Annotated in this window: 14 protein-coding genes and 1 other annotated feature; of the genes, 8 read left to right on the top strand and 6 right to left on the bottom strand. The window is 44.4% G+C overall.

Annotated features, from left to right (window positions below):
• Nucleotides 1-31: 31 nt before the first annotated feature.
• Nucleotides 32-850: a flagellar motor protein MotP gene (motP, locus tag CJU60_RS18100; protein ID WP_024122512.1), complete on the top strand. Its 819-nt coding sequence runs from the start codon at nucleotides 32-34 to the stop codon at nucleotides 848-850.
• The gene (gene motS / locus CJU60_RS18095; protein WP_024122511.1) at nucleotides 840-1,568 is read left to right on the top strand and encodes a flagellar motor protein MotS; all 729 of its coding nucleotides are present in this window, start codon (nucleotides 840-842) and stop codon (nucleotides 1,566-1,568) included. Before motP ends, motS begins: the two co-directional genes overlap by 11 nt.
• Before the next feature lie 11 nt (nucleotides 1,569-1,579).
• Here motS and CJU60_RS18090 read toward each other — a convergent pair whose 3' ends face one another.
• The 3 genes from CJU60_RS18090 to acuA are packed head-to-tail and all read right to left on the bottom strand — an operon-like array spanning nucleotide 1,580 to nucleotide 4,046.
• The gene (locus tag CJU60_RS18090; RefSeq protein ID WP_095714528.1) at nucleotides 1,580-2,746 is read right to left on the bottom strand and encodes an acetoin utilization protein AcuC; all 1,167 of its coding nucleotides are present in this window, start codon (nucleotides 2,744-2,746) and stop codon (nucleotides 1,580-1,582) included.
• Nucleotides 2,743-3,387, bottom strand: coding sequence for an acetoin utilization AcuB family protein (locus CJU60_RS18085; protein ID WP_095714527.1), 645 nt, complete (start codon nucleotides 3,385-3,387; stop codon nucleotides 2,743-2,745). Before CJU60_RS18085 ends, CJU60_RS18090 begins: the two co-directional genes overlap by 4 nt.
• Nucleotides 3,388-3,413: 26 nt before the next feature.
• Nucleotides 3,414-4,046, bottom strand: a complete 633-nt coding sequence (gene acuA / locus CJU60_RS18080; protein ID WP_069487059.1) for an acetoin utilization protein acetyltransferase AcuA — start codon at nucleotides 4,044-4,046, stop codon at nucleotides 3,414-3,416.
• A gap of 160 nt (nucleotides 4,047-4,206) precedes the next feature.
• Here acuA and acsA point away from each other — a divergent pair, with 160 nt between their 5' ends.
• From acsA to sr7p, 3 genes are all read left to right on the top strand, one after another.
• The gene (acsA, locus tag CJU60_RS18075) at nucleotides 4,207-5,928 is read left to right on the top strand and encodes an acetate--CoA ligase (protein ID WP_024122507.1); all 1,722 of its coding nucleotides are present in this window, start codon (nucleotides 4,207-4,209) and stop codon (nucleotides 5,926-5,928) included.
• 54 nt (nucleotides 5,929-5,982) lie between these two features.
• Nucleotides 5,983-6,224, top strand: a binding site (T-box leader).
• A gap of 48 nt (nucleotides 6,225-6,272) precedes the next feature.
• Entirely contained in the window at nucleotides 6,273-7,541 is a 1,269-nt protein-coding gene (tyrS, locus tag CJU60_RS18065; protein WP_095714526.1) for a tyrosine--tRNA ligase, read from the top strand.
• 131 nt (nucleotides 7,542-7,672) lie between these two features.
• Nucleotides 7,673-7,801, top strand: coding sequence for a small protein SR7P (gene sr7p, locus CJU60_RS21965; RefSeq protein WP_024122505.1), 129 nt, complete (start codon nucleotides 7,673-7,675; stop codon nucleotides 7,799-7,801).
• Nucleotides 7,802-7,823: 22 nt separating this feature from the next.
• Here the strand turns inward: sr7p and rpsD are convergent, their stop codons facing one another.
• A complete protein-coding gene (gene rpsD, locus CJU60_RS18060) occupies nucleotides 7,824-8,426 on the bottom strand; it encodes a 30S ribosomal protein S4 (protein ID WP_024122504.1) in 603 nt (200 codons plus the stop codon).
• A 294-nt stretch (nucleotides 8,427-8,720) separates the two neighbouring features.
• Here rpsD and CJU60_RS18050 point away from each other — a divergent pair, with 294 nt between their 5' ends.
• Complete coding sequence (locus CJU60_RS18050) at nucleotides 8,721-10,463, top strand: diguanylate cyclase domain-containing protein (RefSeq protein ID WP_095714524.1); 1,743 nt, start codon at nucleotides 8,721-8,723, stop codon at nucleotides 10,461-10,463.
• 44 nt (nucleotides 10,464-10,507) lie between these two features.
• On the opposite strand, the gene CJU60_RS18045 is transcribed toward CJU60_RS18050, so the two are convergent.
• A complete protein-coding gene (locus tag CJU60_RS18045; RefSeq protein ID WP_024122502.1) occupies nucleotides 10,508-10,996 on the bottom strand; it encodes a GAF domain-containing protein in 489 nt (162 codons plus the stop codon).
• 129 nt (nucleotides 10,997-11,125) lie between these two features.
• On the opposite strand from CJU60_RS18045, the gene refZ reads away from it, so the two are divergent.
• Nucleotides 11,126-11,761 carry a transcriptional regulator RefZ gene (refZ, locus tag CJU60_RS18040; RefSeq protein WP_010335311.1) on the top strand — a complete coding sequence of 212 codons (636 nt, stop codon included), beginning with the start codon at nucleotides 11,126-11,128 and terminating at the stop codon, nucleotides 11,759-11,761.
• Here refZ and hisJ read toward each other — a convergent pair.
• Nucleotides 11,745-12,551: a histidinol-phosphatase HisJ gene (hisJ, locus tag CJU60_RS18035; RefSeq protein WP_024122501.1), complete on the bottom strand. Its 807-nt coding sequence runs from the start codon at nucleotides 12,549-12,551 to the stop codon at nucleotides 11,745-11,747. The genes refZ and hisJ overlap by 17 nt on opposite strands.
• 196 nt (nucleotides 12,552-12,747) lie before the next feature.
• Here hisJ and ezrA point away from each other — a divergent pair, with 196 nt between their 5' ends.
• Nucleotides 12,748-14,436, top strand: a complete 1,689-nt coding sequence (gene ezrA / locus CJU60_RS18030) for a septation ring formation regulator EzrA (protein WP_044153843.1) — start codon at nucleotides 12,748-12,750, stop codon at nucleotides 14,434-14,436.
• Nucleotides 14,437-14,466: the final 30 nt, after the last annotated feature.

Below are 14,466 nucleotides of genomic sequence, written 5' to 3'. Positions count from 1 at the left end.
CTTGCTTTTTTCGTATGAGTGAGGAGAAATGATGAAACGTTTTGATTATCTTACACCTGTTGGTTTTGTGTTAGGAACGATTATTATTGTGATTGGAATTATTTCCGGATCGGGAGTAAGCGGTTTCCGCTCTTTTCTAGATCTGACTTCTTTCTTTATCGTAACAGGAGGGCTTTGCGCCGCTGTTTTTATCAGTTTTCCGCCGAGAGAGCTGAAAAAAACGCCCACTGTGTTAAAGCAGGCATTTATCCGCCAGGAAGACAATGTAAAAGATCTTGTGAAAACCTTCGTTTCCCTTTCCGATCATGCGCGCAAACATGGGCTTTTATCACTTGATGACCAGGCCAGAGAAATCAGAGATCCATTCTTGAAAAAGGGGCTGCTTCTGGCGGTTGACGGCTGGGATGAAGAAACGATTCGGCTTGTCATGGATTCAGAAATTGCAGCAATGGAGGAACGGCACCGCAAAGGGCGGCGTGTTTTGGAGAAGGCGGGGGAATTCGCTCCGGCGTGGGGCATGATCGGGACACTGGTCGGGCTGGTGCTGATGCTCAAAAACTTAAATGACCCTGATATGCTCGGTCCGAATATGGCTGTTGCACTTTTGACGACCTTATACGGATCATTGCTGGCAAACATGGTATTTAACCCGATTGCGGCTAAGCTCGAAGAAAAAACAGAAAGTGAAATCTTCATCAAACAGGTAATGGTGGAAGGTATCATCGGGATACAATCCGGAAAAAATCCGCGCAATCTGGAAAGCCAGCTCGTCGTTTTCAGTTCTCGGGAAGAATGGCGGAAGCAGCATAATCAAGTAAAGACAAAAAAGGGATCTGTACATGAAGCTTAGAAGAGAGCGCTTTGAACGAAGGAATGGAAACGGGAAAAACAATCAATCATCCTCGGGCTGGATGGTCACCTTTACAGATCTGGTTACGCTGATCCTTGTGTTCTTTATTTTACTTTTTTCGATGTCGCAGATCGATCTGCAGAAATTTAAAGCAGCGGTGAACTCGATCCAAAAGGAAGGCAGCGGACTTCAGCCAGACCAAACAGCCATCGATCAAAAAGACACGCCGTCAGCCGATGCAAAGAAGCAAGAGAATCAGCAGGATCAACTGCTGCAAAAAGTGAATACATACATTCAAGAGCACCAGCTGAAGGCGAAAATGACAGCAAAGCGGGATGAACGCGGTGTCGTGCTCGTTCTTCAGGAAGCGGTGCTGTTTGATTCAGGCGAGGCTAAAGTGTTGGAAAATGCTGAAACACTTCTTCACCAAATTGCAGTTCTTCTTCAGACTATTCCAAATGATATTCAGGTGGAGGGCCATACAGACAGCCGAAATATTTCAACGTACAGGTATCCGTCCAACTGGGAGCTATCCGCAGCACGGGCAAGCGGAGTGATTCAATATTTCACATCAAAAGAGAAACTCCCGTCGAAGCGATTTATCGCTGTTGGCTATGCGGATACAAAGCCTGTAAAGGATAACAAAACAAATGAACACATGAAGGAAAACAGACGTGTAGAAATCGTCATCAAAAAATCAAAAACGACCTCTTCGTGAAGGTCGTTTTTTTATTTTGTTTTTTCCTGACGCTCTGATCGTATCGCATATAACGCTTTACTGACGGTTTGGGCATTTTTTTCTGTAATTTCTGCCTTACGTGGAATCGGCGGATATAAATCGGCGGGATCGCTCCAGCTGGACGGAAGGGTGACTGGGCATTGCTTTTGCCATTTTGCGATCCATTCAGATGGAATGTCATGTCCCGGATCGATCCCTTTCATTTCAAGCCATACTCGGGCCCAGGCACGGGGCACCACACGCCAAATATCATATCCGCCTCCTCCGACGGCGATCCATCTTCCGCCGCAATATTGATGCGCTAAAGTGTGAGCGTGCCGCGGAATCTGTTCGTAAATGGCAATCGTTGCTGACAAATGCGTCAGCGGATCGTAGTAATGGGCATCAGCTCCATTTTGGCTGATAATCACATCCGGCTGAAAATAAGCGGCGATTTCTGAAGCTGCTGTCTGGTAAGCCTCAATAAATGAATCATCCTCTGTAAACGCATCAAGCGGGATATTAAAGGAATATCCGTAGCCTTTTCCGCTGCCTTTTTCCTGAATCTGACCGGTTCCGGGGAATAAATACCGTCCCGTTTCATGAATGGACAGGGTGCATACGTTGGGATTATCATAAAACGCAAATTGCACACCGTCTCCGTGATGGGCGTCCGTATCAATATACAGCACCTTGGCTTGATATTTTTTCTGAATATATTGAATCGCTACAGCACTGTCGTTGTATATGCAAAATCCAGAAGCCCTTCCGCGAAAGCCGTGGTGCAGGCCTCCCCCAAGGTTGGCAGCATGCAGTGCTTGTCCAGACATGACATAATCCGCAGCTGTTAAGGTTCCGCCGACTAATAGTGAGGCAGCTTCATGCATGCCTGCAAAGACGGGTGTATCTTCAGTGCCGAGCCCGTAGCTTTCCCCTTCTTCGGGTGGAAGTTTTCCGGCGCCGGCAAGCTGTACTGCCTGAATATAATCGTCCGTATGCACAAGAGCCAGCTCATCTTCCGCCGCAAGCCGGGGACTGACGATATCCCCCTCGTCAAAGGCATCCATCGATTTGAGCAAATCATATGTCAGCAGAACACGCTGCTGATTAAAGGGGTGCTCCTGATGAAACATATAAGTCTGATAAGAGGGAGAATAAATAAACACACTGTCCCTCATAGCTGATCCCTGTGCTCTGACGGCCATACGATGAGATGCCCGTTTTTTTGCAATTCCTGCAAAAACGGCAGCGGATTCATCGTCTTGACACGGAATACAAGCACCTTTGCGCCGGAATCGTCATGGGGATAGACAAGAACGCTCAGTATTTTTACCTGAAGTCTTTGGCAGAGGCCACTGATATCGGCGAGGCTTTTTGTGATGTCATTTACTTTGATCTCAACCTGCGATCCCGGCTGGTCAGCGCCTGTCAGCTTCACAAAAGTCCGCAGCAAATCGGTTTTTGTCAGAATGCCGATTAACTTGTGATGCTGCACGACTGGAAGGCAGCCGATGCCGTGCTCGTAGAAAACTGCTGATATTTCTTCAACAAAATCAAGCGGATGGGCGCACACGACGTCTTTTTTCATAATGGATTCAACGCTTCGTGTGAGAAAACGGCTGCGTTTGCTTTCTTCAAAAATACTGGGGCTGGCCTGTTTCATATCTCTGTCTGTAATCATCCCAATCACATGGCGGTCTTCATTAATAACAGGCAAATGCCTGATATGAAATTCCTTCAGCTTGTGTATTGCCGTTTCAAGCGTATCCGTTTTCGTTAATGTGATGACATCCTTTTTCATGATTTGCTCAACAATCATTATCTTTTCCCCTTTGTCAGTGTCAGTTAATACATATAACGATGATAAAAACGGAGCCTGTCAAATCGTTCAATTGATTCCTGGCTGACGTTTTTTCCGATGCGCGCCATCAGGCAGTTCGCAGGATGGGAGCTGATCTCTGGCTCATCGGTGGCAAACCAGACCAATCCGCCTGCGTTCATCATTTTCTCCATGATCTTTCTGTACTCCCACACATCCTTTTTCATCCCTTTTAAATCCCAATGCCAGTAATATTCTGTCGTCATCACAATGTAGTTCTCCATTTGTTCGTCCATCATGCTGACGGTCAGAAGTGTTTTTCCGACAGAACATCCCCGGTATTCCGGCGCCACCTCAATGGCTCCGAGCTCAAGCAAATCCTCCATATTTCCTTCTGACCATCTTTCGAGCGGGTCAGGGTATAGATACGTCACATAGCCGACAATGGCCTGGCCGTCTCTGGCAATGATAATGCGTCCCTCAGGAAGGCCGGCAATATCGACTAATGCTTCATGCTGTTCCCGGGGCGGCCGAAATGCGGTCAAATCCTTATGAAACTCATAACCTGCCAAGTCTTCTGGAGAGACAGGCCCTTCTATCAGTAAGGAGCCGGTTGCTGTTTTGATGTTTGCAGAGTGATATGTTTTATGATGTTCCACTGATTCACCGTCCCATCAATTTCTATAAAAAATACATGCCTCCTTTAAGAATAACAAATTATAAAGCGTTTTCAACATGCTTTATATTTTAAAAATTGAGAAGAATATGAATATATACTATAATAAATGTGACAACTTCAGCAAAGGGGGATGTTTTGACATGAATTTGAAAGCGTTACCAGCGATAGAGGGGGATCATAACCTAGAAAACTACGATGAAACGTATCGGCAATTTGATTGGTCCGAAGCGGAGAAACATTTCTCTTGGCATAAGACAGGGAAATTGAACGCGGCTTATGAAACGATAGACCGCCACGCCGAATCTTTTCGGAAAAACAAAGTAGCGCTTTATTATAAGGACGCAAAACGGGATGAAAAATACACATTTAAAGAAATGAAAGAAGAAACAAACAGAGCCGGGAATGTACTGAGACGGTATGGAAATGTGGAAAAAGGGGACCGCGTTTTTATTTTTATGCCGAGATCACCCGAGCTTTATTTTATTATGCTAGGCGCTATCAAAATCGGCGCAATCGCCGGGCCGTTATTTGAAGCGTTTATGGAGGGGGCTGTTAAGGACCGGCTGCAAAACAGCGAGGCAAAGGTTGTCGTCACGACGCCTGAGCTTTTGGAAAGGATTCCGGTTGAAAAGCTGCCTGATTTACAGCATATATTCATAGTCGGCGGCCAGGCTGAAAAGAGAGGAACAAACATCATTCATTATGATGAAGTGGCTAAGCATGAGAGCACAAGACTGGACATTGAATGGATGGACAGGAAAGACGGCTATTTGCTTCACTATACATCAGGATCTACGGGTACGCCAAAGGGTGTGCTTCATGTCCATGAGGCGATGGTTCAGCAGTATCAGACAGGAAAATGGGTCCTTGATTTAAAGGAAGAGGACATTTATTGGTGCACGGCCGACCCAGGCTGGGTGACTGGAACGGTGTACGGGATTTTTGCGCCGTGGCTGAACGGAGCGACAAATGTTATTGTCGGCGGACGATTCAGCCCGGAAAGCTGGTATGGAACGATTGAGCAGCTTGGCGTAAACGTCTGGTACAGCGCGCCGACTGCCTTTCGAATGCTGATGGGAGCCGGAGATGAGATGGCTGCCAAATATGATCTGACTTCACTCCGCCATGTGCTGAGTGTCGGTGAACCTTTAAACCCGGAAGTGATCAGATGGGGGCATAAAGTTTTTAATAAACGGATTCATGATACATGGTGGATGACAGAGACGGGCGGACAGCTGATCTGCAACTATCCTTGCATGGATATTAAACCAGGCTCGATGGGAAAACCGATTCCCGGTGTAGAAGCAGCAATCGTTGACAATCAGGGGAACGAGCTTCCGCCGTATCGAATGGGGAACCTCGCCATTAAAAAGGGCTGGCCTTCTATGATGCACACGATTTGGAACAACCCTGAAAAATACGAATCTTATTTTATGCCTGGCGGATGGTATGTGTCGGGTGATTCTGCCTACATGGATGATGAAGGGTATTTTTGGTTCCAAGGCAGAGTGGACGATGTCATCATGACCTCCGGTGAGCGTGTCGGACCATTTGAAGTGGAAAGCAAGCTTGTCGAACATCCGGCAATTGCGGAGGCGGGGGTGATTGGAAAACCTGATCCCGTGCGCGGCGAAATCATCAAAGCCTTTATCGCTCTCAGAGAAGGGTTTGAGCCGTCTGATAAACTGAAGGAAGAAATCCGCCAATTTGTCAAACAAGGTCTTGCAGCCCATGCGGCTCCGCGTGAAATTGAATTTAAGGATAAGCTGCCAAAAACACGGAGCGGTAAAATCATGAGACGTGTGCTGAAGGCGTGGGAACTGAATCTTCCGGCCGGAGACCTGTCAACGATGGAGGATTAAAAGGCGCCGTTGACACGGGATTTTATTTATGTTAAAAATGATATAGCTTCATATGAAAAGGTAAAGATTGAGACAAGTAGAATATCCTTACGTTCCAGAGAGCTGATGGCCGGTGAAAATCAGCACAGACGGATATATCGAATACACTCATGAACCGCTTTTGCAAACAAAGCCGCTCAGGCTTTCAGTAGTGAAAGAACGGACCTGATCCGTTATCAGGCAAAGTGATAAGAGCGAAAAGCTGTATGTATGCTCTTATTAGTAGGGTGGTACCGCGATAATCAATCGTCCCTTCGTTTACACGAAGGGGCGTTTTTATTTTATTAAAAAAGGAGCTTTATCTCATGACAAACTTACTTGAAGACTTATCCTTCCGCGGATTGATTCAGCAAATGACGGATGAAGAAGGACTGAATAAACAGCTGAACGAAGAAAAAATCCGCCTGTACTCAGGCTTTGATCCGACAGCAGACAGCTTGCATATCGGGCACCTGCTGCCCATTTTAACACTCCGCCGTTTTCAGCTTGCGGGGCACCATCCGATTGCGCTTGTGGGCGGCGCGACGGGTTTAATCGGCGATCCGAGCGGAAAAAAAGCTGAGCGTACATTAAACACGGCTGATATCGTTGTCGAATGGTCGCAAAAAATCAAACATCAGCTTTCAAGATTTCTTGATTTTGAATCAGCGGAAAACCCAGCTGTTATGGCAAATAACTACGACTGGATCGGAAACATGAATGTGATCGACTTCCTTCGTGACGTCGGCAAAAACTTCGGCATCAATTACATGCTGGCAAAAGATACAGTCAGCTCCAGAATCGAATCCGGCATCTCTTACACGGAATTCAGCTACATGATTCTTCAATCTTATGATTTCTTAAACCTGTACAGAGAGAAAAACTGTAAGCTGCAAATCGGCGGAAGCGATCAATGGGGCAACATTACAGCTGGCCTTGAGCTGATCAGAAAATCTGAAGAAGAAGGAGCAAAAGCATTCGGTCTTACCATTCCGCTTGTAACGAAAGCGGACGGCACAAAATTCGGAAAAACCGAAGGCGGCGCAATTTGGCTTGATAAAGAAAAAACGTCCCCATATGAGTTCTATCAATTCTGGATCAATACAGACGACCGTGATGTAGTGAAATATTTAAAATACTTCACGTTCCTTTCAAAGGAAGAAATCGAAGAATATGCTGAAAAAACTGAAACAGCACCTGAAAAGCGTGAAGCGCAAAAACGCCTGGCAGAAGAAGTGACAGCGCTCGTTCACGGACGCGAGGCACTGGAGCAAGCGATTAATATTTCCCAAGCATTGTTCAGCGGCAATATTAAAGAGCTTTCTGCCCAAGACGTAAAAATCGGTTTTAAAGATGTGCCTTCTCTAGAAAAAGACAGCGCTGAAGAACTGTCACTCGTAGATGTGCTGGTTGAATCGAAACTGTCACCGTCTAAACGCCAAGCCCGTGAAGATATTAAAAACGGAGCCGTTTACATTAACGGTGAACGCCAGACAGAAATTGACTATATCTTATCTGCTGAAGACCGCATTGAAGATCAATTTACTGTTCTGCGCCGCGGGAAGAAAAAATACTTCCTTGTCACATATAAATAAGAAAAAAACATCCTTTGCTTAATTGGCAAAGGATGTTTTTGGTTTAGCGCATAGGAATTTGAGGGAAAGAGTATATTAGATAGGGCAAACACGACCATTCACCACCTTTTCAATAGGAGGGAGAGCTCACCGTGAATCTCATGTGTACGATCGCCAAAGAAAGATTACAGCGGGATTATTGGGAGCAGCAGACCAGAGAAAGTGTTGTCCAGCAGGAAACGGTAGAAGAATCAGACGAAAAAAAACCCCCGACCGCATAGCGGCAGGGGGTTTTTTAAACGATTAACGAGAGTAGAACTCAACGATAAGCGCTTCGTTAATTTCCGGAGCAAGTTCAGAACGCTCTGGAAGACGAGTGAATGTACCTTCAAGCTTTTCAGCGTCGAAAGTAAGGTATTCAGGAACGAAGTTGTTTACTTCAACAGATTCTTTGATGATAGAAAGGTTTCTTGATTTTTCGCGAACACCGATTGTTTGACCAGCTTTTACTTGGTAAGACGGGATGTCAACGCGGCTTCCGTCTACAGTAATGTGGCCATGGTTAACCAATTGGCGAGCTTGACGGCGAGTACGCGCTAAACCTAGCTTGTACACAACGTTATCAAGACGAGAATCTAAAAGAATCATGAAGTTTTCGCCGTGTTTACCAGTCATTTTTGCAGCTTTGTCAAACAATGTACGGAATTGACGTTCGTTTACACCGTACATGTGACGAAGCTTTTGCTTTTCTTGCAATTGCAAACCGTATTCTGATAATTTTTTACGTTGTCCTGGGCCGTGTGGACCTGGAGCGTAAGGGCGTTTTTCTAATTCTTTTCCTGTTCCGCTAAGAGAGATTCCTAGACGGCGGGACAGTTTCCAAGATGGACCTGTATAGCGAGCCATAATGTGACTCCTCCTTTGGTTTTAATTTTGTGGAAAATAAAAACCGTCTGTTCTATTCGACCATGGACATTTTGTTTTCATGTATCCTCGCTCCAGCAGCAGAGAGTTACACGATACACCTTACTGATAAGGAACAAAATGAAAACATAGAAGCTGAACAAAAAGGCTGCAATATTTCACACAAAGGTCATTATATAATTTATTTGTTTTGAAGTCAACCATTCATCCATTATCGCTTTGCTGTTTATGATATAATAAACAAAAATTAGTGGTAAACTTTTTAGGTGATAAAACATGATAGAACAAACAAAAGATCAATTACCCGCCTTTCGTTATCATATGCTCGATTTTTTATTAACCAAATCTGTAAAGGTCTCATTCACCGACTCTCTTTTATGGCTGACATCGGCTATTCAAACATATTTTCCATCACTTTGCGTATCCCTTTTACCGTCTCCATCTGATCACATGGCACAAATGGCAGAGGATGAAGTGCATTTTTCTGCATCGAAAATAAATGCCTCATTTTATGTTATCGAGGATCATGTCTCCGGCAGGAGCTTTCATTTAACATGCAGGCAGGACGGAGTGTTTCCGGAAGAGCTTCCGGATTTGATTTCTTCTTTTTTGAATCAGTCAATGAAACAGGAAAGACTTTATATCAAAACAATCTATCAAAAAAAGATATACAAGATGACAGAACTGTTCCATTCGCTGCTCGACCAGACGGAAGTGTTGAAGAAGCTTCTTGAAAGCTTACACACCACGTTTCCCCTGTTTCAATTTTCTCTGTTTATTTCTCATGATCAGGACCAATGTATAGGTGTTCCTGCAAAGGAACTGTATATGGAAGGGGAAGATGCCGATTCCTTTGCGCTTAAAGTCTATCTATCCGGGAACATTTTGCGGAAAAATGAAACAGTCGCTTACATTCCAATTAAAGGGCAGCAGGGAACGTACGGCGTTCTGATGGCAGGTGGGGCGGGAGACAGTCCTCTTACCGACGTGTACCTTGATGAAATGTCACTGATAGCAAATGCGGCGGGAAAGGCGTTTGAAAATGCCCAGCTCTATGAACAATCCAAAACAAGTATTGCAAACTTGGAATTAATTAATGAAACATCGCGCCGTCTCAACCAGCGGCTGACGCTGACGGATACGATGAACGATCTTGCTGTGAGAATGGCTGAATCATTTCATGCTGAAGAAGTGGGTTTTTTCCATATTGACCATTTTGAACATCAGACACTGCTTCCCGGGAGCACAGCATTTTTTAAAGAAACGAAGTCGTCTGATATATATAATGAAATAAAAGAAAAACTGTACGAAGGTGAGAATGGCGTTTTTATCGGAAATGGACAGTCTGTGTTTGGAAAAGCCGGATACGGTTCACTTATGGCTGTTCCGATGATGGAGAATGACCAGCTCCTGGGATTTGCCGTTTTGCTGAAAAAGGAAATGTACGCTTTTACATTTGAAATGTACAAGCTGTTCCAAGCACTGATTCATCACGCAACGCTGGCTGTGACCAATTCGATGCTTCGCGACCGCCTTGAGCATCTGGTGAAAACGGATCAGCTGACAGAGCTGTATTCAAGAGTCTATTTAGATGAAAAAATTCAATACAGCATGAAAATTCATCAAAAAGGCGTTTTTATTCTTGTTGATATTGATAATTTTAAAAATGTAAATGATACGTACGGACATCAGACAGGGGACGAGATTTTAATACAGGTCGCTTCCGTTATCAAAAGCAATATTCGTAAGCATGATGTCGGCGCCCGCTGGGGGGGCGAGGAGCTGGCGGTTTACCTTCCGAATGTGACGGTTGCTGTCGGGAAACGGATTACCGAAAGGCTTGTTTGTGCGGTGAGAAAAAGCACGAAGCCTGAGGTGACGATTTCATGCGGAATCTCCTGCTGGGACTCAAAATCGAAAAAATCCTTGAAGGAGCTTGTTCACGAGGCCGACGAAGCGCTTTACACCGCGAAACGCAGCGGGAAAAACCGTTTGATGATTCACGAGTCGATAAAATGAAAAAAGCCCAAAACGCTACATGTTTTGGGCTTTTGTTGTATGCTCTACACTAAAGCTTTTTCAAGGATTTCTGCAAATTGTGTAAGATACTTTTCATCGATCTCATCAAATCGGTTTTTGACAGGGCTGTCAATGTCCAAAACGCCGACTAGGTTTCCGTCTACATGAATCGGAAGCACAATTTCTGATTGAGATGCTGCATCACAGGCGATATGTCCCGGAAATGCGTTTACATCCGCAACTCGCTCTGCTTTTCCGTTTGCATATGCTGTTCCGCAAACGCCTTTGCCGAAAGGAATACGGACACATGCCGGCAGACCTTGAAATGGCCCTAACACAAGCTGTCCTTCCCCTTCTTTAGCAAAATAGAAACCGGCCCAGTTGACCTCAGGCAATGAATGATAAAGCAGTGCTGACGCATTTGCGTAGTTTGCAATTTGGTCTGTTTCGTCTTCTGTTATGGCTTCGAGCTGTTTGAGCAGAAGCTGATAGTCTTTTTCTTTATCTCCAGATTGTTGTTCGACATGAAACATGGAAAACCCTCACTTTTTCTATAATATAAAACAAAATCCCGGCTTTTCTGCCGGCATTTGTCGATAAGTTCTTACAGGAACAGCCGGTCTCCACCTTGAATTTGTAACAAGAGGAAGGAGTGAGCCGGTATGAAAGTAAGCACCAAAGACAAAATTATTGAATCTGCTGTCATGCTCTTTAACCAAAAAGGATTTTCAGGCACATCTGTCCGTGAAATTGCAAAGTCAGCTGATGTAAATGTTGCGCACATCTCCTACTATTTTAAAGGCAAAGGAGGTTTGATGGAACACTTAGTTTCAGAGTTTTACGAAGGCTACAATAAAACACTTGAAACAGCGGCAGGCAACATCTCTTTTCAAAGCACGCAGGAACAGCTTCTCCAATTGGTTTTCGATATTTTATCCTATCAGCATAACAATCGTCAATTAACTCGGTTTGTCTACCGGGAAGTCACCATTGATTCGACTTTAATAAGGGAAATAATGTCGACGTACCTGATGAAGGAAAAGTATATCTTCCAGCTGATTATTGAGGAAGGAGAAAAACAGCGAGAACATTTAACGCTGCCGCTGCCTCATTTTATTCTTCAATTAAAATCTCTCTTGATGATGCCCTATCTCCAGCCTCAATATATTTCAGAAGTGCTCTATATGCAGCCGCACGAGCCGTACTTTTATAAAATGTATTTTGAGGAAATCAAGATTTGGATCAGAAGCGTATTCCGGACAGGAGACATGCGGTCACAAATTAGCGCAGTTCAGTAAATTTCTCATACGCGTATCCGACATCACCCGCTTGATGGGCATCAGACCCGAATACAAGCGGGATGTTTTTTTTCTTCGCCGCCTCAATCATCCAATCCTCCAGATAAATATCCCCCGCGTATGTTTTTCTCAGACCTGATGTATTAAAGTCGAGCTCCATTCCGTTTTCCTTGACAGCGTTCAGGCACTCGGAAGCAAGTCTGTGAATATGATCGGACATTTTATAAGGAAACAGCCTGATGAATTTTTTAACGAGTGTGATGTGGCCGACTCTTTTTGGCTTATAGGCGCCGAGAGATGCTACAATAGAAGAATAAATGCTGCGGTAATACAGTTCATATACAGCTTCGATGCTTCCGCACTCTGAGATCAGCTTTTTAAATGTATGCTCATCATAGTCGAGGCACAGATAAGACGAGCTTGTGCGCAAAAAATGAACGGATAAGATGCTGTCATCTAAAAATGGGCCGTATGTATTCAGAAACGATTTGATTTCATCTTCGTATTCAGCAATATAATCGACCTCAAGCCCGGTCCGTATGTTAAGCTGTCCGCGATATTCTTTTTTTAATCCGGAAATTTCATTAATGTAGCGTTCCAAAGAGGCTTGCGCCATCGCGCTGTCTTTTTGCGGTGTCGGATCGGTAAAAGAGGGAGGCAAAGGAGCGTGCTCTGTAAACGTAATTGATTGAAAGCCTTTTTTTATCGCTTCCTCCGCATATTGTCTGAGTGTGTCTGTTGTGCCGTGAGGGCAAAATGGTGTGTGAATATGTCCGTCTCGCTTTAGCATTGGTGTCACCCCGTGAAAAAATAGTCAAATCCTGCCGATTTTGCACAAAAAGTTTTTGATTTCTGCTCAAAAAATGTTGGTTACATGGTATCATAATAACAATGAAAACGACAGTTTTTCTCAATACATATCCTGAAATCTTTCTGAATAAATAAAACACCCTGACAGATTAAGGTTAACAGCAAGGGGGCTCATTATGGAGTTTGTCATTGGATTATTAATTGTACTGCTCGCGCTGTTTGCGGCGGGCTACTTTTTCAGGAAAAAAATCTACACGGAAATTGATCGTTTGGAATCTTGGAAGATTGAAATTCTCAATCGATCGATAGTGGAAGAAATGTCCAAAATTAAACATCTGAAAATGACGGGGCAGACAGAAGAGTTCTTTGAGAAATGGCGTGAAGAATGGGATGAGATTGTCACTGCCCATATGCCGAAAGTTGAAGAGCTCCTTTATGATGCCGAAGAATGCGCGGACAAATACCGGTTTAAAAAAGCCAATCAAGTGCTCGTTCATATCGACGATCTCCTGACAGCGGCGGAATCGAACATTGAAAAGATACTCCGGGAAATCAGCAATCTCGTCACAAGTGAAGAAAAGAGCCGCGAAGAGATTGAACAGGTAAGAGAACGCTACTCAAAGTCCCGAAAAAACCTGCTGGCATACAGCCACCTTTACGGAGAGCTTTATGACAGCCTTGAAGCAGATCTTGACGAGATTTGGAGCGGGATCAAACAGTTTGAAGAAGAGACAGAGGGCGGGAACTATATTACTGCAAGAAAAGTTCTCCTTGAGCAGGACCGCAATCTAGAACGGCTTCAGTCGTACATAGATGATGTGCCGAAACTGTTAGCCGACTGCAAGCAGACGCTGCCGGGCCAGATTGCAAAGCTCAAAGACGGATATCGCGAAATGAAAGAGAAAGGGTATAAGCTTGAGCATATCCAGATTGATAAGGAACTGGAAAATCTGTCAAATCAGCTGAAACGGGCAGAACATGTTTTGATGACTGAGCTGGATATTGATGAAGCATCTGCCATACTGCAGCTCATAGACGAAAATATTCAATCTGTTTACCAGCAGCTCGAGGGTGAAGTTGAAGCAGGCCAATCTGTGTTAAGCAAAATGCCTGAGCTGATCATTGCTTACGATAAGCTGAAAGAAGAGAAGGAGCAGACAAAGGCGGAAACTGAACTGGTGAAGGAAAGCTACAGACTGACAGCTGGTGAGCTAGGCAAACAGCAGGCCTTTGAAAAGCGCATTGATGAAGTCGGCAAGCTGCTTGCGTCAGTAAAAGATAAGCTGGATGCAGAGCATGTCGCCTACTCTCTTTTAGTTGAAGAGGTCGCATCAATTGAGAAGCAGATTGAAGAAGTGAAAAAAGACCATACGGATTACCGTGAAAAGCTGCAGGCTCTTAGAAAAGAAGAACTGCAGGCGAGAGAGACACTTGGCAATCTGAAAAAAACAATTTCTGAAACAGCAAGACTGCTGAAGACAAGCAACATCCCGGGCATCCCGAGTCATATTCAAGAGATGCTGGAAAACGCGCATCATCACATTCAAGAAACGGTCAATCAATTAAACGAAATTCCTTTAAATATGGAAGAGGCCGGAGCCCATCTGAAACAAGCGGAAGATATCGTGAACAGGGCAAGCCGGGAATCAGAGGAACTGGTAGAGCAGGTTATGCTGATTGAAAAAATCATTCAGTTCGGAAACCGATTCAGAAGCCAGAACCATATTTTATCTGAACAGCTGAAAGAAGCGGAAAGACGGTTTTACGCTTATGATTATGAAGAATCCTATGAAATTGCGGCTGCAGCTGTAGAGAAAGCTGCGCCAGGTGCTGTGAAAAAAATAAAAGCAGATTTATCCGCTTAAATTCAGATCGTAAAAAAGAGCCCGCAGTTT

Origin of the sequence: Bacillus sp. 7705b (assembly GCF_002289525.1) — a bacterium.
In the GTDB taxonomy this organism is placed as follows: domain Bacteria; phylum Bacillota; class Bacilli; order Bacillales; family Bacillaceae; genus Bacillus; species Bacillus halotolerans.
The sequence above is the reverse complement of the archived record's forward strand: the minus strand, read 5'-3'. Positions and strand labels throughout refer to the sequence as shown.